At 59.9% G+C, this 24047-nt stretch carries 21 protein-coding genes and 1 pseudogene; 11 read left to right on the top strand and 11 right to left on the bottom strand.

Annotation, left to right across the window (positions count from 1 at the left end):
* Positions 1-68: 68 nt before the first annotated feature.
* Together PH552_RS16320 and PH552_RS16315 are read right to left on the bottom strand one after the other, a co-directional pair.
* Positions 69-911: an alpha/beta fold hydrolase gene (locus PH552_RS16320; RefSeq protein WP_112342794.1), complete on the bottom strand. Its 843-nt coding sequence runs from the start codon at positions 909-911 to the stop codon at positions 69-71.
* Positions 912-967: 56 nt separating this feature from the next.
* Positions 968-1654 carry an alpha/beta fold hydrolase gene (locus PH552_RS16315; protein WP_112342795.1) on the bottom strand — a complete coding sequence of 229 codons (687 nt, stop codon included), beginning with the start codon at positions 1652-1654 and terminating at the stop codon, positions 968-970.
* A 159-nt stretch (positions 1655-1813) separates the two neighbouring features.
* On the opposite strand from PH552_RS16315, the gene PH552_RS16310 reads away from it, so the two are divergent.
* Complete coding sequence (locus tag PH552_RS16310) at positions 1814-2434, top strand: CGNR zinc finger domain-containing protein (protein ID WP_112342796.1); 621 nt, start codon at positions 1814-1816, stop codon at positions 2432-2434.
* A 122-nt stretch (positions 2435-2556) separates the two neighbouring features.
* Here PH552_RS16310 and PH552_RS16305 read toward each other — a convergent pair whose 3' ends face one another.
* Both PH552_RS16305 and PH552_RS16300 read right to left on the bottom strand, forming a co-directional pair.
* On the bottom strand, positions 2557-3714 hold the full coding sequence (locus PH552_RS16305) for a patatin-like phospholipase family protein (protein WP_112342797.1): 1158 nt from the start codon (positions 3712-3714) through the stop codon (positions 2557-2559).
* Between the two features lie 38 nt (positions 3715-3752).
* The gene (locus tag PH552_RS16300; RefSeq protein WP_112342810.1) at positions 3753-4499 is read right to left on the bottom strand and encodes an acetoacetate decarboxylase; all 747 of its coding nucleotides are present in this window, start codon (positions 4497-4499) and stop codon (positions 3753-3755) included.
* Positions 4500-4703: 204 nt separating this feature from the next.
* On the opposite strand from PH552_RS16300, the gene PH552_RS16295 reads away from it, so the two are divergent.
* Together PH552_RS16295 and ppk2 are read left to right on the top strand one after the other, a co-directional pair.
* The gene (locus PH552_RS16295) at positions 4704-5492 is read left to right on the top strand and encodes a 3-hydroxybutyrate dehydrogenase (RefSeq protein ID WP_112342798.1); all 789 of its coding nucleotides are present in this window, start codon (positions 4704-4706) and stop codon (positions 5490-5492) included.
* Positions 5493-5588: 96 nt separating this feature from the next.
* Positions 5589-6503: a polyphosphate kinase 2 gene (gene ppk2 / locus PH552_RS16290; RefSeq protein WP_112342799.1), complete on the top strand. Its 915-nt coding sequence runs from the start codon at positions 5589-5591 to the stop codon at positions 6501-6503.
* 104 nt (positions 6504-6607) lie between these two features.
* On the opposite strand, the gene PH552_RS16285 is transcribed toward ppk2, so the two are convergent.
* Complete coding sequence (locus tag PH552_RS16285; protein WP_112342811.1) at positions 6608-7387, bottom strand: class I SAM-dependent methyltransferase; 780 nt, start codon at positions 7385-7387, stop codon at positions 6608-6610.
* Between the two features lie 336 nt (positions 7388-7723).
* Between PH552_RS16285 and PH552_RS16280 the strand changes: the two genes are divergently transcribed.
* Positions 7724-9007, top strand: coding sequence for a cystathionine gamma-synthase family protein (locus PH552_RS16280; RefSeq protein WP_112342800.1), 1284 nt, complete (start codon positions 7724-7726; stop codon positions 9005-9007).
* Positions 9008-9050: 43 nt separating this feature from the next.
* Here PH552_RS16280 and PH552_RS16275 read toward each other — a convergent pair whose 3' ends face one another.
* Both PH552_RS16275 and PH552_RS16270 read right to left on the bottom strand, forming a co-directional pair.
* Positions 9051-9434, bottom strand: a complete 384-nt coding sequence (locus PH552_RS16275) for a YybH family protein (protein WP_112342801.1) — start codon at positions 9432-9434, stop codon at positions 9051-9053.
* 300 nt (positions 9435-9734) lie between these two features.
* Entirely contained in the window at positions 9735-11939 is a 2205-nt protein-coding gene (locus tag PH552_RS16270) for a DUF1217 domain-containing protein (RefSeq protein WP_112342802.1), read from the bottom strand.
* Positions 11940-12142: 203 nt separating this feature from the next.
* Between PH552_RS16270 and PH552_RS16265 the strand changes: the two genes are divergently transcribed.
* The 4 genes from PH552_RS16265 to copC all read left to right on the top strand — a co-directional run bounded on the left by PH552_RS16265 (position 12143) and on the right by copC (position 14845).
* Positions 12143-12547, top strand: coding sequence for a hypothetical protein (locus PH552_RS16265; protein WP_112342803.1), 405 nt, complete (start codon positions 12143-12145; stop codon positions 12545-12547).
* Between the two features lie 224 nt (positions 12548-12771).
* Entirely contained in the window at positions 12772-14145 is a 1374-nt protein-coding gene (locus PH552_RS16260) for a PepSY-associated TM helix domain-containing protein (protein ID WP_145644639.1), read from the top strand.
* Positions 14146-14207: 62 nt separating this feature from the next.
* On the top strand, positions 14208-14342 hold the full coding sequence (locus PH552_RS16255) for a hypothetical protein (RefSeq protein ID WP_281024010.1): 135 nt from the start codon (positions 14208-14210) through the stop codon (positions 14340-14342).
* A gap of 134 nt (positions 14343-14476) precedes the next feature.
* Positions 14477-14845, top strand: coding sequence for a copper homeostasis periplasmic binding protein CopC (copC, locus tag PH552_RS16250; protein ID WP_112342805.1), 369 nt, complete (start codon positions 14477-14479; stop codon positions 14843-14845).
* An 88-nt stretch (positions 14846-14933) separates the two neighbouring features.
* Here copC and PH552_RS16245 read toward each other — a convergent pair whose 3' ends face one another.
* Positions 14934-15590 carry a TetR/AcrR family transcriptional regulator C-terminal domain-containing protein gene (locus PH552_RS16245; RefSeq protein ID WP_112342806.1) on the bottom strand — a complete coding sequence of 219 codons (657 nt, stop codon included), beginning with the start codon at positions 15588-15590 and terminating at the stop codon, positions 14934-14936.
* A 122-nt stretch (positions 15591-15712) separates the two neighbouring features.
* Between PH552_RS16245 and PH552_RS16240 the strand changes: the two genes are divergently transcribed.
* Together PH552_RS16240 and PH552_RS16235 are read left to right on the top strand one after the other, a co-directional pair.
* Complete coding sequence (locus PH552_RS16240) at positions 15713-16912, top strand: HlyD family secretion protein (protein WP_181592370.1); 1200 nt, start codon at positions 15713-15715, stop codon at positions 16910-16912.
* 15 nt (positions 16913-16927) lie between these two features.
* On the top strand, positions 16928-18523 hold the full coding sequence (locus tag PH552_RS16235) for a DHA2 family efflux MFS transporter permease subunit (protein WP_432422006.1): 1596 nt from the start codon (positions 16928-16930) through the stop codon (positions 18521-18523).
* 59 nt (positions 18524-18582) lie between these two features.
* Here the strand turns inward: PH552_RS16235 and PH552_RS16230 are convergent, their stop codons facing one another.
* Together PH552_RS16230 and PH552_RS16225 are read right to left on the bottom strand one after the other, a co-directional pair.
* Positions 18583-19920 (bottom strand): sigma-54-dependent transcriptional regulator, encoded by a 1338-nt coding sequence (locus PH552_RS16230; RefSeq protein WP_183764924.1) that lies wholly within the window; start codon positions 19918-19920, stop codon positions 18583-18585.
* Complete coding sequence (locus tag PH552_RS16225) at positions 19917-21632, bottom strand: sensor histidine kinase (protein ID WP_246698636.1); 1716 nt, start codon at positions 21630-21632, stop codon at positions 19917-19919. The genes PH552_RS16230 and PH552_RS16225 overlap by 4 nt, the downstream gene beginning before the upstream one ends.
* 354 nt (positions 21633-21986) lie before the next feature.
* Here PH552_RS16225 and PH552_RS16220 point away from each other — a divergent pair, with 354 nt between their 5' ends.
* On the top strand, positions 21987-23312 hold the full coding sequence (locus PH552_RS16220) for an MFS transporter (RefSeq protein WP_112342809.1): 1326 nt from the start codon (positions 21987-21989) through the stop codon (positions 23310-23312).
* A 210-nt stretch (positions 23313-23522) separates the two neighbouring features.
* On the opposite strand, the pseudogene PH552_RS16215 reads toward PH552_RS16220, so the two are convergent.
* Positions 23523-24047 (bottom strand): annotated as a pseudogene (locus PH552_RS16215) (transposase); the annotation flags it as partial.

Here is a 24047-nt window from a genome sequence, read left to right as displayed (position 1 = left end):
CCAATGCCTCAAAGGCTCAAACCAAAGCCTGCCGCGCCGATCTTTCATCGGCGCGGCAAGGCCCGTTATCAGCCGAGGAAAGAGCGAATTTCGGCTGCGATTTCCGCCGCATGCGTCTCGAGGGCAAAGTGGCCGGTGTCGAGAAGCTTGACGACCGCATCGGGAATGTCCCGGCGGTAGGCCTCGGCTCCGGGCGGCAGGAAGAACGGATCATGCTTGCCCCAGATCGCCAGCAGACGCGGCTTATAAGTGCGAAAGTAATCCTGAAAGGTCGGATAGAGCGCGACGTTGCTCTTGTAATCCCCGAAGAGATCGAGCTGAACTTTCTCCGCACCCGGACGGGCCAGATAGAAATTGTCGAGCGAGTAGCCATCCGGAGAAATCCTGGTGGCATCAGGAACGCCGTGCGTATATTGCCACGCCGTCGCGTCCGGCTGCAGGAATGCCTTCAGTGCATTACGATTTTCCTCAGAGGCTTCGCGCCAATAGGCTTGGATCGGATTCCAACCCTCGCTCAAACCCTCCTCATAGGCATTGCCGTTCTGGGAGATGATTGCCGTGATCCGCTCCGGATGCTTCACCGCCAGCCGGAACCCGGTCGGCGCACCATAATCGAAGACATAGATGGCATAGCGGTCGAAACCGACGATTTCGGTGAAGCGGTCGATCGTCTCGGCGATACTGTCGAAGCTGTTGGTGCCCTTCGGCGCGTCGGATTGTCCGAAGCCGGGAAGATCCGGCGCAATGATGTGATAGCGATCGGCCAAAAGCGGAATGAGATCGCGATACATGTGGCTGGAACTCGGGAAGCCGTGCAGCAGCAGAAGCTTGGACGCGCCGGGCGAACCTGCCTCGCGATAAAAGACTTTGACACCTTCGACATTGACGGTGCGATAGTTGATATCAGTCATGACAAGGTCCTTTCATAACCTTTTTGATTGCTCTTATGGAGTTATAAACAGAGAATTCAGATAGCGGTGGCTGCGTCCCGAATCATCTCGACAATGGCGGCCGGAGCCGTGACCATCGGCATGTGATCGGCCGGGACGGCGTGCTGCCGCGCCTTCATGCGCGCGGCCATGAAACGCTGATTGTCGACCGGGATCATCCGGTCCTCCTCGGCGATCAGGAACCAGGTGGGACGATCCTTCCAGAGCGGACGGCGGACGGGAACGGTGATGCATGCCGGCGAGATCGGTCGCTGCGAGGCCGCCAGAACTGCCAGCTCGTCAGCCTTCGCGTTCTGTGCGAAGGCGGTCGCGAATGCATCCTGCGGAAGGTAGATCAGCCCGTGGCCGTCGGGCGCCAGCCTCGGCGCCTGCAACTGAGGTTCGCCGCGATAAAAGACATCGGCAACGGTCTCGCCCTCATCCGGCGCAAGCGCTGCAACATAGACCAGGGCCTTGACCTTTTCGCTGGAAACAGCGGCGATGATGGCGCCGGCATAGGCGTGACCCACCAGGATCACGGGTTTTTCCGTCCGTTCCAGGGCGCGTTCGAGCGCGGCAACATCCTCCGCAAAGGAGGTCAACGGCAATGGAGCGGCGGTTACCGAAAAGCCGTCGGCCGCCAACGGCGTGATCACCTTTGCCCAGCCGGATCCATCCGCCCAGGCACCATGGACAAGAACAACATCTGCATTTTGCGACGACATCAGCCTTCTCCCTCCGACCCGGGAAGTAACCGTTGAAATGACGTTAATAGGGTTACTCTTGATATGCGTAACTTGTCAAGCGGCTTTTAACAGGTTATATCGAGGCTGTGTTTTCGAGCGGCCTTTCAGCATCGCTGCTGGCCGGAACAGGAGTAGTCGATGGACAACCATTCGCCCGCCATCTTTGTCGGCGACACGCTGGGACTGGATTTCCTCAATTCGGTCGCAACGCCCGTGGATGTGCCGATCGACTGGATCGACGACGGAGAGGGCCTGCTGCGCTGGCTGGAACAGGCCGGCCTCGTTCCGCGAGAGACGCTCGCGGCCATGCGCGAACAGGCGTTGCCCGGCGAGCTTGACAAGGTCGCCGACCAGGCAAGAAGCCTGCGTGAATGGTTCAGGGCTTTCGTAAACTCCCACAAGGGAAAGCCGCTGACATCGGATGTCCTGAACGAACTGGAGCCACTGAACCGCCTGCTGGAACGCGACGAAGGCTTCGCCCGGATCGTCGCGAGCCCGGCGGGTGAAAACGGTAAATTCAGCTTTCAGCCGATGCGGAAATGGCGCTCGCCCGAAGCTCTGCTATTGCCGATCGGCGAAGCGCTGGGACGCTTCGTCTGCACGGAGGATTTCTCTGACGTGAAGGCCTGCGAGGGCCACGCATGCACCTTGCTTTTCGTCGACCACACGCGCGGCCACCGCAGACGTTGGTGCAGCATGGCGATGTGCGGCAACCGCGCCAAACAGGCAGCTCATCGGCACCGTCTCAAACAGAGCTGATGCCGATGGACTGCCGGCTTGGCGCGTGAAAAAGTCGAAAAGTTACGTGCATAGATCAACCGGAGCTGAGCACAGCTCGCTCCGGCGCAACCACTGCTGAAATCCGACAGCGATCGATCGGCTCAGACCGGATCTTCCCGGTGCAGATCATGGATGGCGACGGCATCGCCGCTGAAGGGCGGCAGCAGCCATTCGCTATGGCGCAGCGTGCGCTTGGTGTCCTCCAGTCCCATGTCCCAATGCTCGCGCATCGACGTGCCGGAGAACTCATAGTCCTTGGCATGGCCTTCATAATTCTTGTGCTGATAGATCAGATGCACGATGTTGACGACGCCGGCATCGGAGTAATCGGCGATCAGCTCTTCCTCTTCCGGTGTCAGCTGATCCTTCGGGACACGCCTCAACGCACCCAGGAGCTTCATCTTCAGCCCGTGAATGCGCTTGAAGTTGTCGGTATTCTGCCGCGTGCGGCTGGAATACATGATGTCCTTGTGACGCGACAGCACATCCGGCATGCTGCGCGGCAGGACGCCACGCGCGCTGAAGAGATCCACCTGGAAGACCAGCGAGCTCCGGTCTTCTTCCTGATCGAGCAGATATTGCAGCGGCGTATTGGAAACGATGCCGCCATCCCAATAATATTCACCTTCGATGCGGATGGCCGGCAAGGCCGGCGGCAGCGCGCCGCTCGCCATGATGTGCTCAGGGCCAATGCGGATATTGTCGGTGTCGAAATAGACGAAATTGCCGGTGCGGACATTCACCGCGCCGACGCTGAAACGCTTCTTGCCATCGTTCAAAAGGTCGAAATCGATCAGCATCTCCAATGTCTTCTTCAGCTCCGCCGAATCGTAGAAGCTCGTCGCGCCTTCGGCGCCCGGCAATTCGAGCCATGGATTAGGAAAGCGCGGCTTGAAGAAGCCTGGCTGGCCCATGGTCATCGTCATCCACGAGCTGGTGCGATTACGGATATCGCGGAAGAAATCGCCTTCGGGCGTATAGGCCCAGATCTTGCGGCCGGAGATGATCTGCCAGAACTGTTCAAGACGCTGCAGGCGCCGGCTTGGTTCGTTGCCGGCGATAATGGCGGCATTGACCGCGCCGATCGACACACCCGAAAGCCAGGTCGGCTCGCATCCGGCTTCGGCAAGCGCCTGGTAGACGCCGGCCTGATAGGCGCCGAGCGCGCCGCCGCCCTGAAAGACCAGGGCGACGCGATCATATTGAGCGGCAATTTCCGGGATGGTCGGGGCTGCGGCCTTGGTGTTTCGTTCAAGCACGGTCCGTCTCCACTAAGGTCTAACAATGAGGCTTTCAGTTACCTGCGCTCGGCGAGATAGTCGTGAACGACTTCGCCAAGCCCAAGCGTCAGATCGGCAGTGAAATGAACCGCCGAAACCACTTCCAGCACAGGCAGCCGCGCCACGTCGGCCATGACATGCGGCCTGAGATCGAGAGCAGCGGGCGAGGTCCAGGCTTCCTTGATCGTGATATCGGTCAGATAGTAGCGCACGAGCTCGCAGATGCGCGGGGTCGCATCGACATGCGGCACGATCTTGATCAGGAAATTCGGCTCCGAGAGGGCGGACAAAAGCGGTCCTTGCTCGATCGGCTTGTGCTTGTAACCCATCGTTCCGGTCGCGCAGAGAACGCTGCCGTAATGCAGCGTGCCGACGATGACCTCGCCCTCGTTGACGATCTTCGGACTGGCAAGCTTCTTCGGAAAGCCCCAGATTTCGCGGCCGCCGGTGATCGGCGCATCGTCATCGAGATACATGGAGTGGACATAGCCGCCCCGCTGCCCGCGATATCGCACGGGGATGACCTGTCCGGTCTCGGTATAGTCGCCGAAACCAGTGGAATCGGGCATGCGGATGAATTCGTATTTCACCAGCGGCTCGTCGATTTCGAGCGGCTCCGGCACGACAGCCTCAAGCGCCTCGCGCGTGGTGCGGTAGGTGATGATGATATATTCGCGATCGAAGAATCGGTAGGGTCCCGGGGGATAGGAAGGGTTGGTCAGCGGCATAGCATAGGCATGCTTCAGAATGTCTTCGACCTTCATCTTATGTCCGTCGTTGGAGGAAATCGCCGGGCGCCGGAGCGAAAACTTGCACGGTTGCATGACAGTGAAGTGTCAGCTGCCAAATGGTTGCGCGGGAGCGGACCGGCCACTGTTATCAAAGCGACATATCCGGCTGGCAGTGTGCGCTCATCCTGAGCATTTCCCCTTACCCAACCATGTCAAAGCGATCGCGGGAGTAGCCTAATGGGTTCGTTGATTTCGAAGAATGCGCTGGTCACCGGTTCGACGAGCGGTATCGGCCTTGCGATCGCCCGCGCCTTTGCCGCCGAAGGCGCGAATGTAACGATCAACGGCCTCGGCGATGCCGATGCGATCGAAAAGGAACGGGCTGCCATCGAAGCCGATTTCGGCGTGCAATGCCGCTACTCCGGCGCCAACATGATGAATGGCGAAGAAGTGACATCAATGGTGCGCGAAGCCGAGGAGGCCTTCGGCAGCCTCGATATCCTCGTCAATAATGCCGGCATCCAGTTCGTGGCCCCGATCGAGGAGTTTCCCGACGACAAATGGGAAGCGATCATCCGCATCAACCTGCTTGCCGCCTTCTACGCCATCAAGGCAGCCATTCCCGGCATGAAGGCACGCAAATGGGGCCGCATCATCAACACGTCCTCGGCACACGCACTGGTCGCCTCGCCTTTCAAGTCCGCCTATGTCTCGGCCAAGCACGGGATCACCGGCCTCACGAAGACCATCGCGCTCGAAGCCGCGCAGGACGGCGTGACCGTCAACTCCATCGCACCCGGCTATGTCTGGACGCCGCTCGTCGAGAAGCAGATCCCCGAGACGATGAAGGCGCGCAACATGACGGAGGAGCAGGTCAAGCACGATGTGCTGCTCGCCGCCCAGCCAACGAAGGAATTCGTGACCGTCGACGAAGTGGCCGCCATCGCCGTCTTCCTCTGCGGCGACGCCGCCAAGCAGATTACCGGCACGACGCTTTCCGTCGACGGCGGCTGGACCGCTGAGTAATGCCGAAACCATAGCCGGCGCAGGTTCGAAAACCGCGCCGGCTTTCTGTGGCTATAGGCCACAGCATCAACATGAAAACAGAGCAGGAGGCGCATAATGACTGATGAAACCCAGGATCCGCTCAGCCGCATCAAGGATGAGATCGTCGACAGCTTCGACGAAGAGCTGGAGATGCAGCTTGAAGAGGACCGGCTGGACGAATTGGTCGCAGAAGGCCTTATCGGCGAAGGCGAAACGGCGCTGGACCGCCGTGTCTATTTCCGCGAACTCTTCCGCCTCCAGCACGAGCTGGTGCGCCTGCAGGATTGGGTGCAGTACAAGAAACTCAAGGTCGTCGTGCTGTTCGAGGGCCGCGATTCCGCCGGCAAGGGCGGCGCCATCAAGCGTGTCACGCAGCGCCTCAATCCGCGCGTCTGCCGCGTGGTCGCACTGCCGGCTCCGACCGAGCGCGAGCGGCACCAATGGTATTTCCAGCGCTATGCCGCCCACCTGCCGACGGCTGGCGAAATGGTGCTGTTCGACCGCAGCTGGTATAACCGCGCCGGCGTCGAGCGCGTCATGGGCTTCTGCTCGCCGGAGGAATTGGAGGAGTTTTTCCGCTCCGTGCCGGATTTCGAGCGCATGCTCGTACGCTCCGGCATCATTCTCCTGAAATACTGGTTCTCGATTACCGACGAGGAGCAGGAATTCCGCTTCAACATGCGCATCCAGGACCCGCTGAAGCAGTGGAAGCTTTCGCCGATGGACCTGCAGAGCCGCGTGCATTGGGAGGAATACACCAAGGCCAAGGAAGAGATGCTGGAACGCACGCATATTCCGGAAGCGCCGTGGTGGGTCGTCCATGCCGTCGACAAGAAGAAGGCGCGTCTCAACTGCATCGCCCATCTGCTGACGCAGATCCCTTACGAAAGCGTACCGAAGCCGGAAATCGTGCTGCCGGAACGCATGCGCAATGCAGACTATCACCGCACGCCGGTGCCGCCGGAAATGTACGTGCCGGAAATCTACTGATCAGGATCGATGAGGGGTCCGCCTCGGCCGGGCCCCTCTGAAGGATTACTTGAAAAACGAAATCCCTTTAACTCCGCCTATCGGTAAGCAAGGCCGGCCCGAAGTCAGACTGGGCGATAGGCCCATTCGGATACGGCGCCCAAGCCCAGCCGCTGCAGGAGTTCATAGGCGACCCTCCGGTTGATGGGATTGTGCAGCCTGAGGACTTTCGAGCCGAGAAAATCCATCTCCGCATGCTCGAATGGCAGAAGATGCCGTGCCTTGCCAAGCGCGGCTCGATAGACCTCATGAAAATCCCGCCGGCAGACATAGGTCTTGTACTTTGTCATGCAGAAGGCGGCAAAGGTATCGCTGTTCCTGCGCAGAAAATCCGAGACACCGATCGTCACCTCCGGCCAGGCTGGATTGAACGTATCGTCGAAGGCGATGATGCCATGATCGGCCAGCACGCTCTTCGCCAACCGGCTGTCGGCAACGATGTGGCGAAGCAAATGTCCTCCATCGATGCTGAAAAAACGAACCTGCCCAACCTTGTCGATGATGGCTTGCGGATCGAGCCTGGTGCTATCGCCGGTTATGACGAGATCTTCGTCGACAGGAATGCCCAGTGATCTCCCGTTGTCGAGGAAGCGTTGATATTGCGCACCGCCCGGTTCTATGTCGAAGAGGTCGATTGCAAGCACATTGTCATCGGGTGCGCTGATCTTGCGCAGCAAGAAATAGGACCGCCCATAATAGACCCCGATTTCGACGAGGCCGCCGTCGAGTTTCTCCTGCCTTTGCTTTTCGATTAACGACAGGAAGACAAGCGCATCCGGCGGGTCGATATAACCATCGATTTTCTGAAGATCGCGAAATACAAATTTTCGAACGCTCGATTTCAAATGTAAACCCCACTTGTTTTCTTCGCGCATTTCGCCACCGAACACCTCATCGACAGGAAGCAGCCGGTTGAAAAATGCATCGCTTCTGCAAGGACCGCGCATAGCGAAGCCGCAGGCCCTCGAAACTGGGATGGGACTGTGTCAAGACGAGCGCTGCTAACGAATATAGCGACCTTTCTGTCGTATTTCGGATAGTGATGCGCGGGTTGGATAGTTCCAGCCTATATCAGCGCCAATATCGAAACTGAATCGCAGCCAATGGCGAATAGCGAGCCGGCACCTTAAGTGATGTATAATGTGAGTCTAAAATTCACTTCATCGGCCGAGGAGACCGTCATGACTGCGCCGCATCCCTCGAAAACGCATATCGGCAACCACGCCCTGCATCCCGAAACGCAGATGCTGAATTACGGCTACGACCCCGAGCTGTCCGAGGGCGCGGTCAAGCCGCCCGTTTTCCTGACTTCCACCTTCGTCTTCAAATCGGCCGAGGACGGGCGGGATTTCTTCAACTACATCTCCGGCCGCAACGAGCCGCCGGCAGGCAGGGGCGTCGGCCTCGTCTATTCGCGCTTCAACCACCCCAACAGTGAAATCGTCGAAGACCGCCTTGCCGTCTACGAGCGGACGGAAAGCGGCGCGCTGTTCTCCTCCGGCATGTCGGCGATCGCCACCACGCTGCTGACCTTCGTCCGCCCTGGCGATGCGATCCTGCATTCCCAGCCACTCTATGGCGGTACGGAAACGCTTATCGCCAAGACATTCCTCAATCTCGGCGTTGCGGCGGTGGGGTTCGCCGATGGCGTCAGCGAAACCTCGGTAATGGCGAGTGCCGAGGAAGCAATGACCAAGGGCCGAGTGTCCGTCATTCTCGTGGAGACGCCCGCCAATCCGACCAATAGCCTGGTCGATATCGCCATGATCCGCCGCGTGGCCTATGCGATCGGCAAGAGGCAGGGTCACACGCCGATCATCGCGTGCGACAATACCTTGCTGGGACCGGTCTTCCAGCGCCCGATCGAGCACGGCGCCGATATCTCCCTTTATTCGCTGACCAAATATGTCGGCGGTCATTCCGACCTGATCGCCGGTGCCGCCCTTGGCTCCAAGGCCGTCATCAAACAGGTCAAGGCGCTGCGCGGCGCGATCGGCACGCAGCTCGATCCGCATTCCTGCTGGATGCTCGGCCGCTCGTTGGAAACGCTGCAGATCCGCATGGAACGGGCCGATAGCAACGCCCGGGCCGTGGCCGATTTCCTGCGGGATCACCCAAAAGTCGAGCAGATACACTATCTACCCTATACCGACCCCGCATCGGCCGTAGGCCGGACTTTCGCCGCCCAATGCAGCGGGGCAGGCTCCACCTTCTCCTTCGATATCAAGGGCGGCCAGCCGGCATCGTTCAAATTCCTGAATGCGCTGCAGATCTTCAAACTCGCCGTCAGTCTCGGCGGCACGGAATCGCTGGCCTCCCATCCGGCGACAACAACGCATTCCGGCGTTCCAATGGATGTGCGCCATCGCATCGGCGTGCTGGAATCGACGATTCGCCTGTCGATCGGCATAGAGCATCCAGACGACCTGATCGCCGATCTGGCATCCGCGCTCGAAGCCGCATGACGTAAATCCTACGGATTTACGACACGGCTGAACGCTGCAACGATCAGCTATGTACGGTCAGAAGGTTCGCATCCCGCGCAAGGCGCCACCGGCCATCGGCCTCCTTGCGCAGAAGCGTGAGTGTGTAACCCGATTGTTTGATGGCATCGGCGTCGGGCGATGTGATCGTGATGTCGATGTGATTGCGAATGAAGGCCCAGTCGCCCAGCACCCGCAATTCGACGATCTCGCTGGAGCCGTCCATCTTCACGCCGCCCCTTCCCTTGGAGGCTGCGGCGAAGGCCTGCTTGCCAAACGGCTCTCGGCCCGGCACCATGAAGACGACATCATCAGTCATCAGCCCCAAAACGGTTGCCGTATCGCCCGCCTTGCTTGCGGTGATCCAGGTTTCCACGACGTTGCGGATTGCCTTTTCATCCTCCGTCATTCCGAATCTCCTCCATGGACAGCCCCGCATTGCGACAGCGGCTGCGTTTCAACTCATGAGGCGAAAACTATTGGACGGAGAAAGTCGGCACTGCCTATGCCCAATCATCCGGCCAGGTTTCAATATCCCGATTAACAATATAGTGCGCTCCGTCATGCCGGACATAGCAGATAGGGAGACTTCCTTGCTACAGACGAACCGGCCTAATCCGGCTCATCCCTGGGCTTGGCGGGGCGCAGGGCATCGCTAAGCTCGCGCTGCCGGCGCCAGCCCGATCCAACACGGCAAACGCGGAATATCCTATCGCGACCTGAGCTGGGCAATCGACAGCATGAGATCCGCGCTCATGCCAACTCCGGAGCCGCGGTTTAGGATGGCGGATGCAGGCGAGGCGGTATTTGCGCCGTTTGCCGCGTCATATACGGCGGAGAACCGCTTCAGCAGGTTGTCTACCTTACCGGCATCATGCAAATCCTTGATCGGAAAAAGCTTCTCCAGCATCTTCGCCTGGCGGCTCACATCCATGTTCGACATGGCGGCCGGCAGCGAGTAGGTGGTCTTGATCACGTTGTAAAGCGCCGGATCGGACATGATGTCGTAGACGGAATTGATCTGCGGCGCCTTTCGCTGGAAATAAAGCGCAAGGCGGACACCATCGTTGGAGGCACCCTGCTGCGTCTCCAACGTCTGATGGAGAAAGAGATCGTCCGTGGCGAGGCGTGCGCCCTTGTTCTGCCCCGGCCCGATCTTCGCGTTCGTCAAGTTGCCCTTGGCGTCGAAATTGAAGACATTCACCATGGCCTTGAACTTCGCGCCTGCCGGCGTGTTCAGGAATCCCTTGGCATCTTCAGGATCGGCGGTAAAGGCCTTCTTCAAGGTCGCCTTGTCGACCGTCTTGGGGTCGATATTATTGGCAACGAGAATGAATTCCGTGAGTTTCTTATCCGCCAGAAGTTCATCGACCGTATCGACCTTGGCAATCGATTTGCTGAATTCCGTCGCCGCGTCCTTCGCATCCTTGATCGCCTTGTCGCGCATCTCACCCGTCAGCCCGAATGTTTTTGCCTTCGAATAAGCGGAGATGAAGCTGTTGATCGAGCTCTGCGACAGAGCCGTGACCGGATCCCGGAGATTGCCCTTGCTGTCGAAGTTGAACGCCTTGGCAAGCTCGACGTATCTGTCGTCCTTGAGGGAACTGACATAGCTCTTGCTGTCATAGGGGTCGCTTTCCAGGATCTTGCGCAATTGGTCCCGCGAGACCTCGTTCCTGTCGATCCCGAAAGCACGGAGCGCCATGTCCTCAATCGTCGGCAGGTCCTTGCTCTTCGTGTCGTTGGCGGCAAAGAAATCCTCGATCGTCTTGATCTTTCCCACCGCCGACTTGTAGTGGTCCTCAGCATCCTTGAACAAGGCCTGCTTGGCGCCTTTTGCCTGCTTCAAATATTTGATGGAGATGTCGTCTATGGCTTGCGCCGATTGCGCGGGCTGCCCCGCCGGCAACGTCCCGTCGGATGCGAAATTGAAATGAGCGACCATATCCTTCATACCGGAAACATCGGCATAGACGGGGTTGGCGAAAGCAAGATTGAATTGAGTCGGCGTAAGTTTGGCGCTGAGGCCGAAAGCCTCCTTGATATAGGAGAAAAGCCTGTTGTCCCCGGTGATTTCGCTCAGCGACGTCACCTTCGTGATTGCATGGCGATAATAATCGTCGTTGCTGACAGCCATGGTTGGGGTCAGCAGGCTCGGAACCGTATTGTTGTAGCGAGAAATCATCGCTTCCTTCTGCTGCGCCGTTTGTGCCGACGGGGCAGAAAGCGTTCCATCATCGTTGAAATTGAACTGCGATGCGATCAGCTTATAGGTCGCCTGAACCGATGCCGAAGAGAAGTTGCCTGCCTGATTGACGAAGCTGTTCGGATCGCTGACATCACTGGTCAGAACCGACTTGAGAAACGACTTTGATATATTGTCCGGATTGATGCCATGCGCCCGCAGGACATAGTCTCTCATCCTGCTGCTGTTGACGATATCGTCGACATTCGACACCTTGTCGATCCAGCTGCTATAGAACTTGCTCTCTTTCGTAGCCAAAGTTGCCTCATTGGCGAAAGATTGCTCATAGAGCCCGATCGTATCGCTTTTCTGGGCATCGGTTTGAGCCGTCTGATTCTTTGACTTGCCACCGAAGTTGAAGGCTGCGGCAAATTGCCGGTAGCGGCTATCGGTCAATTTATTTGCGAAACTGTTCGTGTCGCTGAGGTCACTTGTCAAAACCTTCTTCATGAAGGCCTTGGCATAGGCCATGTCTTCCAGGCCATAGGCCTTCATTGCATAGTTATAGAGCCTGTGGTCGGCAAGGAACTCATCCACATTCTTGATCTTGCCGATGTGCTCGTCATAATATTGCTGGTCGCTTTTGACCGTTTGCTGCTTGGCGATGCGCGCAAGCGTCGACGTCATATCCTTTGTCGCGGTCACATAGCCGAGATACGTTGAAATCATCGATCGCCCCCACAGCGCAATTCACCAACATTTGCCCCGGGATCGACTATCGCAACCAGACCTTGCGCGAAGCTAGATCGCAATCTGCAGGCATTGCTTTCGGCGCCCTCGCCCAGTGCGGCACGAATTGCCGCATTGCGCCTGCGATGGGCCTGCCCTATGACTGCAGACCGTATCCGCGACATGCGGTGGCGGGGGCAGGTATGCGGAAGACAATTTCGCTGACATGGCAGTGGAGCGTGCGCATCCTTTGCGCCGTGGCGCTGTTGTTTGTCGGCTTCGCCCATCAGCCTGTCGTCGCCACGGCGGATGAGATATCCCCGCTGGAGATTGCCCAATACCGGCTCCCGGATGGATCGCTGCCCATCCTCTGCATCACCTATAAGGATGCCGACGGCAAGGTACACGGGAAAGCCTATGCGCCCGGATGCGAGGCGTGCCGGATCGCCTCTGCCGCGGTCCTGCCGACGCCACCCACCGACGTTTACGAGCGTCTCGTCTCCCAGCGCGGCGAGATCGTCGTTGTAAAATCGGAAGCCTTCTACCGGCAGCTTTATCCGCCCAACACCGGCCCAAGAGCACCACCCATCCTCGAAACCGTTGGCTGAACCCGCGTTGCGGCTCTGCCCGTGACGCCCACCGTCAACGCTGCCGCGTGCACGACCATCGGGTCGTGAAATCTGAGGATTGGTGTTCCAAGCTGTACCATGCCGAACGTGGCCGATTGGCCCGGCTGGTTATCGGCAAGCAAGCTCACCCCAAAACGGCGAACCATCGCCGCTCCTCCTCGGATCGACCGCTTGTGGCAGCCTGCCGATCTTCGGAGGATTTCATGTCTGCCTTTACCGCTGCAGAGCCTGCAGCAGCAACAACCCACAATATCTCGCTCTATCGCGCGATCTGGCGCTGGCATTTTTTCGCCGGTCTTCTTGTCATTCCCTTCATGCTCAATCTCGCGATCACCGGCTCGCTCTACCTGTTCAAGGATCAGATCGCCGATACTTTCTATTCGCACCGCTACCTCGTTGCCGGGACCGGCACGATGCTGCCGCCGCAACGGATTGCCGATGCGGCGCTTGCGGCCTTTCCGGGCGCCCGCGCAATCTCCTATCACGAAGCGTCGGCGCCAAACCGCTCGGCCTGGGTGACGGTATCCAAGGACGGCCGATCAACCATCGTCTACGTCAACCCTTATGACGGCAGCATTCTGGGATCGGTCGGCTCGAAGCAGGAATTCGGCTGGGTCGTCAAGCGTATCCACAGCCTCGAATATTTCGGGACATGGACCAATCGCCTCATCGAGATCGTTGCGGGCTTTGCCCTCGTTCTCGTGGTGACCGGCATCTATCTGTGGTGGCCGCGACAGCAGAGCGGCGGCGTGCTCACGGTTCGCGGCAATCCGTCGCGGCGCGTCTTCTGGCGCGACCTGCATGCCGTGACTGGCGCGCTTGCCGGCATCCTCATCCTCTTCCTGGCCTTCAGCGGCATGCCCTGGTCCGGCTATTGGGGCGCCAATGTCAATGCCTGGCTGACCGCTCACAATTTCGGAACACCGGCCGCAGTCTGGGACGATGTACCGAAATCGACGAGGGTCACGCAGGACATCGTCAGCCGGCCCGGCTGGGTGGTCGAAAACGCGCCGGTTCCGGTGTCCGATATCCCGGCGGCGCAGTCGGCAAAGCCGATTGGCCTGAACAGGGCCGTGGAGATCATGCACGGCCTGGGCATGATCGCCGGCGCTGACCTTGCTATCCCGACGGATGAGACCGGCGTCTACACCGCCAGCCATTATTTCGGCGATCTTGGCAAGGAACGCACTGTTCATATCGACCAATATTCCGGAAAGCGGCTCGTCGATATCTCCTATGATCAGTATCCGGCGCTCGGCAGGGCGATCGAATGGTGCATCAATATCCATCAGGGACAGGAATGGGGCCTCTTCAACCAGCTTCTGATGCTCGCCGCTTGCCTGGCCATCATCCTGTGCTGCGTGACGGCCGCGATCATGTGGTGGAAGCGCAGGCCAACAGGCCGCCTCGGCGTACCGCCGATGCCGCCGCAAAAGTCCGTCTATGTCGGCCTCTGGTTCATCGCCATCATCTTCGGCGCGGCCTTTCCGCTGACGGGAGCCGCCATCGCCGCGATGCTGCTCTTCGACCAGCTCGTGGTTCGTTTCGTCCCGCCGCTCCGGCGCTTCTTTTCCTGACGAGATCAGGGGGAGCCTGAGGCTTCGCCTGTCTCTCCTTTTCCAGATCAAGGATATCGATCATGCCGAAACACGCTTTTGCTTCCGCCGTCTTGGTGCTGCTGCTCCCGCCCTCCTCCAGTATGGATCACATTGCGTCCGCGCTGCTCGCCGATGCCGCGCCGAAACAAATCCGGGAGCTGCTGCAACGGGAATAGTTCGGTGGTCTCGGCGGCCACTCGAAAAAGATAATATCGTCCGGCAGGCCCGCCGGTGAATATCGGCGATCACTGGATCGCCATCGCACGCTCGCGAACTTTCGCGGGTCATCAACATGATAAGGAAACCAGATATGTCCCCGATGACGAAAATGCTCCTCGCTGCCGCCGCAATCAGCATCGCGCTTGCCGGCCAGGTCATGGCCCATGCCCATCTGAAATCGGCCGTTCCGGAGGCCGACGGGACGGTGAAGGCCGCCCCCTCGGAAATCGACCTCACCTTTAGCGAAGGCCTCAACCTGAAATTCAGCGGCATCAAGGTCACAGGTCCTGACAAGACGGCGGTCAAGACCGGCGAAGGCATGCTGATGAACGGCGACACGACATTGATGGTGCCCGTGAGCGACAGGCTTGCGCCCGGCAAGTACACGGTCGAATGGCATGTTCTGTCCACGGACGGGCACAAGACCAACGGCACCTATGGCTTTACGGTGGCGCCCTGAACGATCCCGAAGCCGTCCGCGGTCACGCGGGCGGCCTCGCTCCCGGCAGATGTGATATCCGTCTGCTCTTTTTCTGTCCAGAAAAGGCTCAGGACGAAGCGGTAACGCAACCCCGCAGGAAAATCGCGGCGCATTCGGCGGCTCGCATCCTGATTTCTTCGTCGTCCGGCGCTTGCCGCTGGCCCAGCATGACGGCCCTTTGCGGCTCCATCGTCATCATCCCGCGCAGAAAGCCGGCGGCAAGAGAAACATCCGCGATCCCGATCGCGCCCTTGTCGCGCTGGCTGCGCAGCCAGACCTCGAAGACCACGGTCGAGGCCCTGATTGCCCGCTCGTAGAAGGACGCCGCGATTTCGGGAAAGCGATCCGCTTCGGCGACCGCCAGCCGATTGATGGCGATCGTTTCCGGATCCAGCGCCAGACGGCCATAGGCGATCAGGATTTGCTCGAGTTGGTGATGCAGGTCCGGATGCTTCAGGAGACCCTGATCCACTTCGACGTTGAAACGGGCGATGCGATCCGTAATCACCGCATTGAAGATCTCGCCCTTGCTTTCGAACAGCCGATAGACCGTCTTCGTGGAGACACCGGCGCCCTGCGCGATGTCGTTGATGCATGCCGAGGCATAGCCCGCTTCCAGAAAGCGCTTGCGCGCCGAAGAGAGCACGATTGCCCGAGTTTCGTCATCACAACGAACCTGTGGGCGTCCTCGTGGTCGTTTCGTGGTTTTTGGATTTAGGACCATAAATATTTTCCAAAATATAGTTGACTTGCATCTTATAGCGCTTATTTTGGAAAATATCAAGTTTCCAAATAGAACTTGGCCGCTACCCCTGCCCGGCAGCGACCCCTGTCAGGAGCAAGTACATGGCAAACAATCTGCATATCGTGACCTCCAAGGACACTTCCGGCGAAGCGCAGGAGAGTGTCGAGGCGAAGGTCAAGGAAGGGGTGACGACCGAACCCCGTCCAGAGACACCGAAGGGCCCGGCGGCCGGCGATGCCGCCGCAAAGCGCAACAAGATGCCGCGCCGCCTGATGTACGGCGCGGGCGCAATCGTCATCATGGCTGCAGCGGGTTACTGCGGGCACAATTACTGGCAAAATGGCCGCTTCGAGGTGTCGACCGACGACGCCTATGTGCAGGCCGACAACAGCTCGATCGCCCCAAAAATCTCGGGCTACCTGGCGGAAGTCCTGGTCAAGGACAATGAGACCGTGAAGGCCGGCCAGCCGCTCGCCCGCATCGACGACCGCGATTTCCGCGCAGCGCTCGACCAGGCAAAGGCCGATGTCGCCGCCGCGCAGGCAACCATACAGGCCGAGCAGGCGTCGCTGGATATCCAGCAGTCGACGATTGCGGCCGCGCGCGCCACGCTGGATGTGGACAAGGCCAACGAAACCTTCGCAGAGCAGAACAACAGGCGCTATGCCAGCCTCGCCTCCAACGGCTATGCCGCCGTGCAGACAGCGCAGCAGGCGGCATCGCAGATCGCCGCAGCGCAAGCTTCCATCGTCCGGGACACCGCAACCTTGGAAGGCGCCATCAAGCAGGTCGAACTTCTGAAGGCCCAGATCGCACAGGCGACAGCCGCCCTGCAGAAAAGCCAGGCGGTCCAGCATCAGGCTGAGCTGAACCTCTCCTATGCAACCATTATTGCTCCCGTCGACGGTACGATCGGCAACCGCACGCTGCGCATCGGCCAATATGTTCAGGCCGGAACGCAGCTGATGTCACTCGTGCCGACCGACCAAGCCTATGTCGTCGCCAATTACAAGGAGACGCAGCTGACGGATGTCCATGCCGGTCAACCCGTCGATATCGAAGTCGACATGTTCCCCGGCAAGACCTTCCATGGCCATGTCGATAGCCTTGCGCCGGCGAGCGGGCAGGAATTCGCGCTGCTGCCGCCTGACAATGCGACCGGCAATTTCACCAAGGTCGTTCAGCGAATTCCGGTCAGGATAGCGCTCGACGCGCAGACCATGAAGAGCGGTGAACTGCGCCCGGGAATGTCCGTCGAGCCGAGCATCAACACCAAAGCAGACGCCGCACAGCGGAACTGACGGCGGGAGCCCACAATGTCAACGATTACGATGGATGGCCGTCCGATGCCGGCCGCAGCGGCGGAGCCGCGCGCATCGACAAGAGAGTGGATCGCGGTTTTGGCCGGCATGATCGGCGCGTTCATGGCGATCCTGAATATCCAGATCACCAATGCCTCCCTCCTCGACATCGAGGGGGGCATCGGCACCGGAGTTGATAATGGCGCCTGGATCTCGACTTCCTACCTGATCGGCGAGATCGTCGTCATTCCGCTCACCGCCTATCTCAGCAGCGTCTTCTCGTTTCGCCGTTACATCCTGGTGAACTCGGTTCTGTTTCCGCTGTTGTCTCTCTCCTGCGCCTTTGCCCACGATCTCGGAACGATGATCGTGCTGCGTGGTCTGCAGGGATTTGCCGGCGGCGTGTTGATCCCGATGGCCTTCACCATGGTGCTGACGAAGCTTCCGAAGCCGCAGCAGCCCTTGGGGCTGGCGATCTTTGCCCTGTCCGTCACTTTCGCTCCGGCCATCGGCCCGACGATCGGCGGCTACCTGACCGAGAATTACGGCTGGCAGACCATCTTCTTCATCAATGCCGGCCCGAGCGCCATCATGGTGGTGGCGCTGGCGCTGGCGCTGGACAAGCAGCCGATGCAGCTGAAATTGCTGCGCGAAGGCGACTGGGCCGGTATCGTCACGATGGCGATCGGCCTCTCCGCCCTGCAAACCGTGCTAGAAGAGGGCAACAAGGACGACTGGTTCTCCTCGCCCTTCATCGTCCGGCTCAGCATCGTCGCGGCCGTGTTCCTGACGCTCTTCATTATCATCGAGCTGAAGGTTTCGAAGCCGCTGGTGAAACTGCGGCTACTGAAGCAACGGAACTTCGGGCTGGGCGTGCTTGCGAATATTCTCGTGGGCGTCGCGCTGTTCGGCACAGTCTACATCCTGCCGCAATATCTCGGCCAGGTGCAGAGGTATAATGCCGAGCAGATCGGCAACGTCCTGGCATGGACGGGGTTGCCACAGCTACTGCTGATCCCGCTGGTGCCGCTGATGATGAAACGCGTGGATGTGCGCTGGCTTGCCTTCTTCGGCATTGCGGTTTTTGCGCTCAGCTGTTTCATGAACGTCACGCTTTCGGCCGACAATGCCGGGGACCAGTTCTTCATTCCGAACATCATCCGCGCCATCGGCCAGGCGTTCGTCATCACCCCGGTTACCGCAATCACCACGGCCGGCATTGCCCCTGCGGATGCGGCGGCGGCCTCCGGCCTGGCGAACATGCTGAGAAATCTTGGTGGCGCGGTGGGAACCGCCTCGCTTGGGACCATCCTGACCAAACGCGAGCAGTTTCACTCCAACATCATCGGCCAATCCGTGACCCTTGCTCGCGATGAGGTTCGTCAACGAATAGACCAGATGACAAACTACTTCCTGTCACACGGTATTTCGGATCATCAGGCGGCCCAGCAGAAGGCAATCATCGCGCTCGGCCAAGTCATCAAAAGGCAAGCGCTGATCATGGGATTCAGCGATACCTTCGCAGTCATCGGCGTGGTGCTCGCCATCGCGGCTATCACGATGCTGTTCACCAAGCGCCCACAGGCAGGCGGTGGCGGAGGCGCTCACTGAGGATGCGGGTCGCACGCAATATGCACGAATGCTATACGAACGAACCGAGCCATATTTGATCAGCCCCTCCCACCGTCACCATGCGCATTATCTCGCTTTCGATAAACCGATGGGTTGATGCCGTGGCGTTGCAGGCGGGCATAGAGGCTGCGGCGCGGCAATTGCAGCGCCGCAGCGACCTTGGCGATATCACCCTCGAACCGGTCAAGCGCTGCGCGCAAGACGCTCGCCTCGAACTGATCCATCTGATCTGACAGACCAAGTTCCGAAGCGGGTCGGCTCCGGGCTGACGTCAGACCCAGAACGACCTGGGTTGCGTAGTTGCGCAATTCGCGGACATTGCCCGGCCAATCATCAGTCAGGAAACGCGCCTCCATCGCAGCATCGATTTGCGGGCGCGCAACACCGTGTAGGCGCGCGGCATCGTCGAGAAAGGCACTGAACAACAGGCCGATATCGGCCCGGCGCTCGCGTAGCGGCGGGATGCGGATCCGCACGGTCTCCAGCCGATAGAGCAGATCGGCGCGGAAATGGCCCTCGGCGACCGAACCATGCAGATCGGTCTTGGTCGCCGCGACGATCCGGAGATTGACGGGAGCCGGCTCGCCTGTCGATGAGGGCAATTCGCGCTCCTCGACCACACGCAGAAGTTGCCCCTGCAGCATGGGCGACATGCTGTCGATCTCATCGATAAAAAGCGTGCCGCGATCCGCCTCGGCGATGCGTCCGCGCCGGGCGCGGTTTCCGAACAGGGTTTCGTCGGCGATCACATCCGGCAGGGCGGCGCAATCGACCGCGACGAAGCTGCGCCCATGCCGCCTGCTCCAGCGGTGGATGAGGCGCGCCACGAGTTCCTTGCCGGTGCCGGTTTCACCTTCGACCAGAACATCCACATCAGCGACGGCGACCTGGCGTATCGTTTCACGCAATCGCGCCATGATCGGCGTCTGGCCCAGAAGCGGCGAAGTATCTTCCGCTTCCGCCGCGGCCTGCCGCAGGCGGCGGTTTTCCAGCACCAGACGCCGCGTTTCCAGCGCGCGGCGCACGGAGGCGATCATGTGATCCGTGGCAAAAGGCTTGGCGATAAAATCATAAGCGCCCTGCTTCAAGGCACCGACCGCCATGGCGATATCGCCATGACCGGTCATCAGGATGACGGGGAGGTCGGGATCGCGCGCCTGCACTGCCTCGAGGAGATCGTGTCCGTCGACGCGGGGCAGGCGGATGTCGGTGACGACCACGCCCGGCAGCGCAACGGCAAGGCTCGCCAGCGCCGACTGCCCATCGCCATGCGTCTCCACCTCGAAACCGGCTATGGCAAAGGAATCGCTGAGAGCGGCATTGAAAGGGCCGTCGTCTTCCACCAGCAGCACTTTCTGCGGCACTTGCAGCGTCATGCCCGCCTCATCGTAACTATGAAGGCCGCACCACCAAGCGGCGACGGGCCGATCGTCAATGATCCGCCAAGATCGTTCATGATGTCCTGGGCGATTCCAAGCCCAAGGCCCAACCCATCGGGCTTGCCCGTCATGAAGGGACGGAATATCTCCTTCCCCAAGTCCGGGTCTATGCCCGGACCATTGTCGGCGACCGTCAGCCTCACCGTATCTTTCTCCGCGGCCTCGACGAGCAAAGCAACATGCGGATCGTCGACGTTCGACACCGCATCGATGGCGTTCTGCAGCAGATTGACGAGAACCTGTTCCAGCCGCACCCGTTCGGCCAGCACCTGCGGTTGGCCCTGTGGCGGAAGATCCAGCCGCACAGCCGCCTTGCGGAACCGGTTCCCGACCAACAGCAAGGCACAGGCGATGATGGCATCGAGCGGTTCCGGCCCGGCGGCATGCCGCCCCCGGCGCGAAAACCGCCGCATCTCCTGCATGATCGTTCCTATGCGCGCCGTCACGTCGACCGCGGCATCGAGATTGGCTCCGACGCGATCGAGGCGGTTGGCGGCGAGATGGTGGCGAGCGTTTTCGGCCAAGGTGCGAATGGTGGCGACCGGCTGGTTGATTTCATGCATCAGCCCCGCCGTGATCGAGCCGACGGAAGCGAGCCGATTGGCCTGGGCAAGCTCTTCGCGGGCATCGCGATAGCGGTCTTCGGCGCGGGTGCGTTCGGCCATCTCGTCACGCAGTTCGGCCGTGCGCGCGGCGACGGCCTCTTCAAGCGCCCGCCGATCAGCCGCCGCCCGCGCGACGCGGGTCATTCGCCACCAGATCGCAGCCCCGATGACAACGAGCCCGAGGATGACTGGCAAGGCCAGCAGCCAAGCCTGCGCGCGGGCCTCCTGCAAGGCCATGCGCGTATCGAGAAGATGCAGGAGGCGCAGACGCGTGCCGGCGACCGGCTGCTCGGCTGCGACCATGATCTGATCTCGCGGTCCGCGAATACGGCCGGCATCTTCCACACGGTAGTTCCCCGGCCCCAGCGCCGCGTCCCGATACTGGCCGCTCGCGACGACGCGGGCACGGTCCTCCGGCGATAGCGGCGCGAGCGCGGTCAGCACCTGTGACGGGTCGGATGCGGCAAGGATGATCTGATGTTCGTCGACGACGAGCGTTTTACCCGGATCGTTCGCCCAGATCCGCGACACGGGTTCGAATTCGAATTTGACGACTACGACGCCGGCCGGCGCCGCCGCATCGCCGACCCTGCGCGCGATAAACAGGCCTGGCCGGCCGCTGATTGCACCGGCGCCATAATATTCCGCCATGCCGTCTTTCATCGCCTCGGAAAAATAGGGCCGGAAACTGAAATTCTTGCCGACGAAACTATCCTCGGTCCCCGCATTCGATGCGGAGATCACGAGGCCGGTATGGTCGACCAGATATATGATATAGGCACCGGTCTGATGGGCGAGAAAGCCGAGCTTTTGGTCGAGCCGACGGGCTGCGTCGGCGGTGGGGCTTGCAAGAGCCTCGCCTAGATCGCGATATTCGCCAAGCACGATCGGCAACAGCCGGAAACGAGCCAGCTCGCTGTCGACCAGGCGGCTGTGCTGCACGGCAAGCCCGGCGGCCTCCGCTTCCAGCCGCGCCAGCGCCTCATGGCGCGACAGCGAGAGCGCCGTAAGCCAAATGCCGGCTGCGGCAGCCACACCAGCCATTGCTATAAGTAGAATCCGTGCCCATCCGAATGCAGTCATTTGTGCAGAATATTGCACAAGCCTCGAAATTGCCATGCAGAATCTTGCGCAAATAATAGCAAGAACCACGGTGAGATCATGAAAATATGAAATATTTCAATATGGGTATCATGACGCCTGATAGTCCTCGTCTCTGGGATTTCCACACGCAACAATGATGGCACTGGGAGAGTGATCCTCGATAGTAATCGGTATTGGCCCGTTCCGTCTCGCAACGATGGGCCGGCGGGCAAGCGCATATGCGGCTTCTCTCAAAATCCCGTCGCGATCGATCGTGATGGCGGCGGCTGAAGCGACCAAGGGAGGAGAGGTTCAATGCTGGACACATTGCAAGATTCCATCGAGACGACGGCAGCAGCGGATGCCGCCGGAAAACGCAATCGTCTCAAATCGATCATCGGCGGCTCGACGGGCAATCTGGTCGAATGGTTCGACTGGTATGTCTATGCCGCATTCGCACTCTATTTTGCTCCGCACTTCTTTCCCGCCGGCGATCAGACGGCGCAGTTGCTGAACTCGGCAGCAGTCTTCGCCGTAGGCTTCGTCATGCGGCCGATCGGCGCCTGGATCATGGGGCTTTATGCCGACCGCAAGGGTCGCAAGGCCGGGTTGGCGCTTTCGGTGACGCTGATGTGTGCCGGCTCGCTGATCATCGCCCTGACACCGGGATACGAAGCAATCGGCGTGGCGGCACCGGCACTTCTGGTCCTTGCCCGCCTGATGCAGGGCCTGTCGGTGGGAGGCGAATACGGCGCTTCGGCGACCTATCTTTCCGAAATGGCTGGCCGGCAGCGCCGGGGTTTCTTCTCGTCGTTCCAGTATGTCACGCTGATCTCGGGGCAGCTCCTCGCCATCGCCGTCCTCATCATATTGCAGGCTTTTATGACGGCGGAGACGCTCAATGCCTGGGGATGGCGCATTCCCTTCTTCGTCGGCGCGGCGCTTGCCGTCGTCGTCTTCTGGCTGCGGCGCGGCCTTGCCGAAACCGAGAGCTTCAAGAATGTGCGCGCGAGCGATATGCAGAAATCCGGCTTCTGGATGCTCATCACCCAGCATCCGAAGGAAACCGCACTGGTGATGCTGCTGACGGCCGGCGGCACGCTCGCCTTCTACGCCTATTCGATCTACATGCAGAAATTCCTGGTCAATACCTCCGGATTCACGCGCGAGACGGCAAGCCAGATCAATGCGATCACGCTCTTCGTTTTCATGCTGTTGCAGCCGATCGCAGGCGGGCTTTCCGACAAGATCGGCCGCAAGCCGCTGATGATCGGCTTCGGTCTTTGCGGCGTGCTGTTCACCTACCCGATCTTCTCGACCCTCGAGACCACGAAGGACCCGCTGATCGCAGGGCTGCTCGTCATGGGTGCGCTGATCATCGTCACCGGCTACACGTCGATCAATGCGGTGGTGAAGGCGGAACTTTTTCCGGCCCATATCCGTGCCCTCGGCGTCGCATTGCCCTACGCTCTTGCCAACACGCTGTTCGGCGGTACGGCCGAATTCGTGGCACTGAAGTTCAAGAGCAGCGGCTGGGAGCAAGGCTTCTACTGGTATGTGACGGCAATGATCGGCATCTCGCTCGTCATCTATCTCTTCATGCGGGATACGGCCAAAAGCAGCGCCATCCGTGAGGATTGATCCCTTTCGGCAATGGCAAGAGAGACCCTGATCGGAGGGTGATGAAATATCAACCGGCGGGAACATCGATGACGAACCCGCCGGCGTGGCCGAACACGAGGTCGCAGCCGCTAAGGCATGTCGCGCAAAAGTGCGTAGCGGTTTTGCGGCAATGACATGCACTAGCACTACTTTGGCAGAATTGAATTTGGGGTCATTAGGAACCTGATACGGCAGTGAGGACATCGTTGTGGTGGATGGTGGTTTGAGAGCGCGGCTATGACAGCGCGTCGGATGGCCGGCAGTGTCGGCTTAGGCGGGCCGTGCCTCTTCCTTTTTTTCCCGCTTTGCCTTGTTGAGGCGTTGATGTTGAAGAAAGGCATAGGCAATCATCGTCATCAACGCGTGTCGGTGGAGGCCCTGCCATGATCGACCTTCAAAGTGATCGAGGCCGAGCTCTTCCTTCATCTGCTGATGGGCCTGCTCGCAGACCCATCGCGCCTTGATGGCCGCCGCGAGCGCTTTCAAGGTCGCCTCGGCCGGCAGATTGGAGAGGTAGTATTTGCGCTCGTCGTTTGAACGCCATTCACCAACGAGCCACGCCACTTCGCCCGGCATGTGCTGCTGTCCCTTGTCGAGGATGCGTTGCGGGTTGCCATCAGCAATCCGAATGCGTAGGGCAGCGAAGCGTGCTGTCAGTCGACCTTTCGTGCCGTGACGCCAACTGACCTTCTTCCAGGTGTTTCCTTCCAAGAT

Source organism: Rhizobium aureum (assembly GCF_030182495.1).
Classification (GTDB): Bacteria; Pseudomonadota; Alphaproteobacteria; order Rhizobiales; family Rhizobiaceae; genus Rhizobium; species Rhizobium tropici_C.
This window is presented reverse-complemented; position numbering and strand designations above follow the sequence as displayed.

Excerpts from the sequence above, each read along its gene's own strand:
- PH552_RS16245 (WP_112342806.1), bottom strand. The coding sequence starts at position 15,590 with ATGGTCCTAAATCCAAAAACCACGAAACGACCACGAGGACGCCCACAG.
- PH552_RS16315 (WP_112342795.1), bottom strand. The coding sequence starts at position 1,654 with ATGTCGTCGCAAAATGCAGATGTTGTTCTTGTCCATGGTGCCTGGGCG.
- PH552_RS16240 (WP_181592370.1), top strand. The coding sequence starts at position 15,713 with ATGGCAAACAATCTGCATATCGTGACCTCCAAGGACACTTCCGGCGAA.
- PH552_RS16235 (WP_432422006.1), top strand. The coding sequence starts at position 16,928 with ATGTCAACGATTACGATGGATGGCCGTCCGATGCCGGCCGCAGCGGCG.
- PH552_RS16280 (WP_112342800.1), top strand. The coding sequence starts at position 7,724 with ATGACTGCGCCGCATCCCTCGAAAACGCATATCGGCAACCACGCCCTG.
- PH552_RS16230 (WP_183764924.1), bottom strand. The coding sequence starts at position 19,920 with ATGACGCTGCAAGTGCCGCAGAAAGTGCTGCTGGTGGAAGACGACGGC.
- ppk2 (WP_112342799.1), top strand. The coding sequence starts at position 5,589 with ATGACTGATGAAACCCAGGATCCGCTCAGCCGCATCAAGGATGAGATC.
- PH552_RS16260 (WP_145644639.1), top strand. The coding sequence starts at position 12,772 with ATGTCTGCCTTTACCGCTGCAGAGCCTGCAGCAGCAACAACCCACAAT.
- PH552_RS16265 (WP_112342803.1), top strand. The coding sequence starts at position 12,143 with ATGCGGAAGACAATTTCGCTGACATGGCAGTGGAGCGTGCGCATCCTT.
- PH552_RS16270 (WP_112342802.1), bottom strand. The coding sequence starts at position 11,939 with ATGATTTCAACGTATCTCGGCTATGTGACCGCGACAAAGGATATGACG.
- PH552_RS16255 (WP_281024010.1), top strand. The coding sequence starts at position 14,208 with ATGCCGAAACACGCTTTTGCTTCCGCCGTCTTGGTGCTGCTGCTCCCG.
- PH552_RS16275 (WP_112342801.1), bottom strand. The coding sequence starts at position 9,434 with ATGACGGAGGATGAAAAGGCAATCCGCAACGTCGTGGAAACCTGGATC.
- PH552_RS16295 (WP_112342798.1), top strand. The coding sequence starts at position 4,704 with ATGGGTTCGTTGATTTCGAAGAATGCGCTGGTCACCGGTTCGACGAGC.
- PH552_RS16300 (WP_112342810.1), bottom strand. The coding sequence starts at position 4,499 with ATGAAGGTCGAAGACATTCTGAAGCATGCCTATGCTATGCCGCTGACC.
- PH552_RS16320 (WP_112342794.1), bottom strand. The coding sequence starts at position 911 with ATGACTGATATCAACTATCGCACCGTCAATGTCGAAGGTGTCAAAGTC.
- PH552_RS16225 (WP_246698636.1), bottom strand. The coding sequence starts at position 21,632 with ATGGCTGGTGTGGCTGCCGCAGCCGGCATTTGGCTTACGGCGCTCTCG.
- PH552_RS16220 (WP_112342809.1), top strand. The coding sequence starts at position 21,987 with ATGCTGGACACATTGCAAGATTCCATCGAGACGACGGCAGCAGCGGAT.
- PH552_RS16310 (WP_112342796.1), top strand. The coding sequence starts at position 1,814 with ATGGACAACCATTCGCCCGCCATCTTTGTCGGCGACACGCTGGGACTG.
- copC (WP_112342805.1), top strand. The coding sequence starts at position 14,477 with ATGTCCCCGATGACGAAAATGCTCCTCGCTGCCGCCGCAATCAGCATC.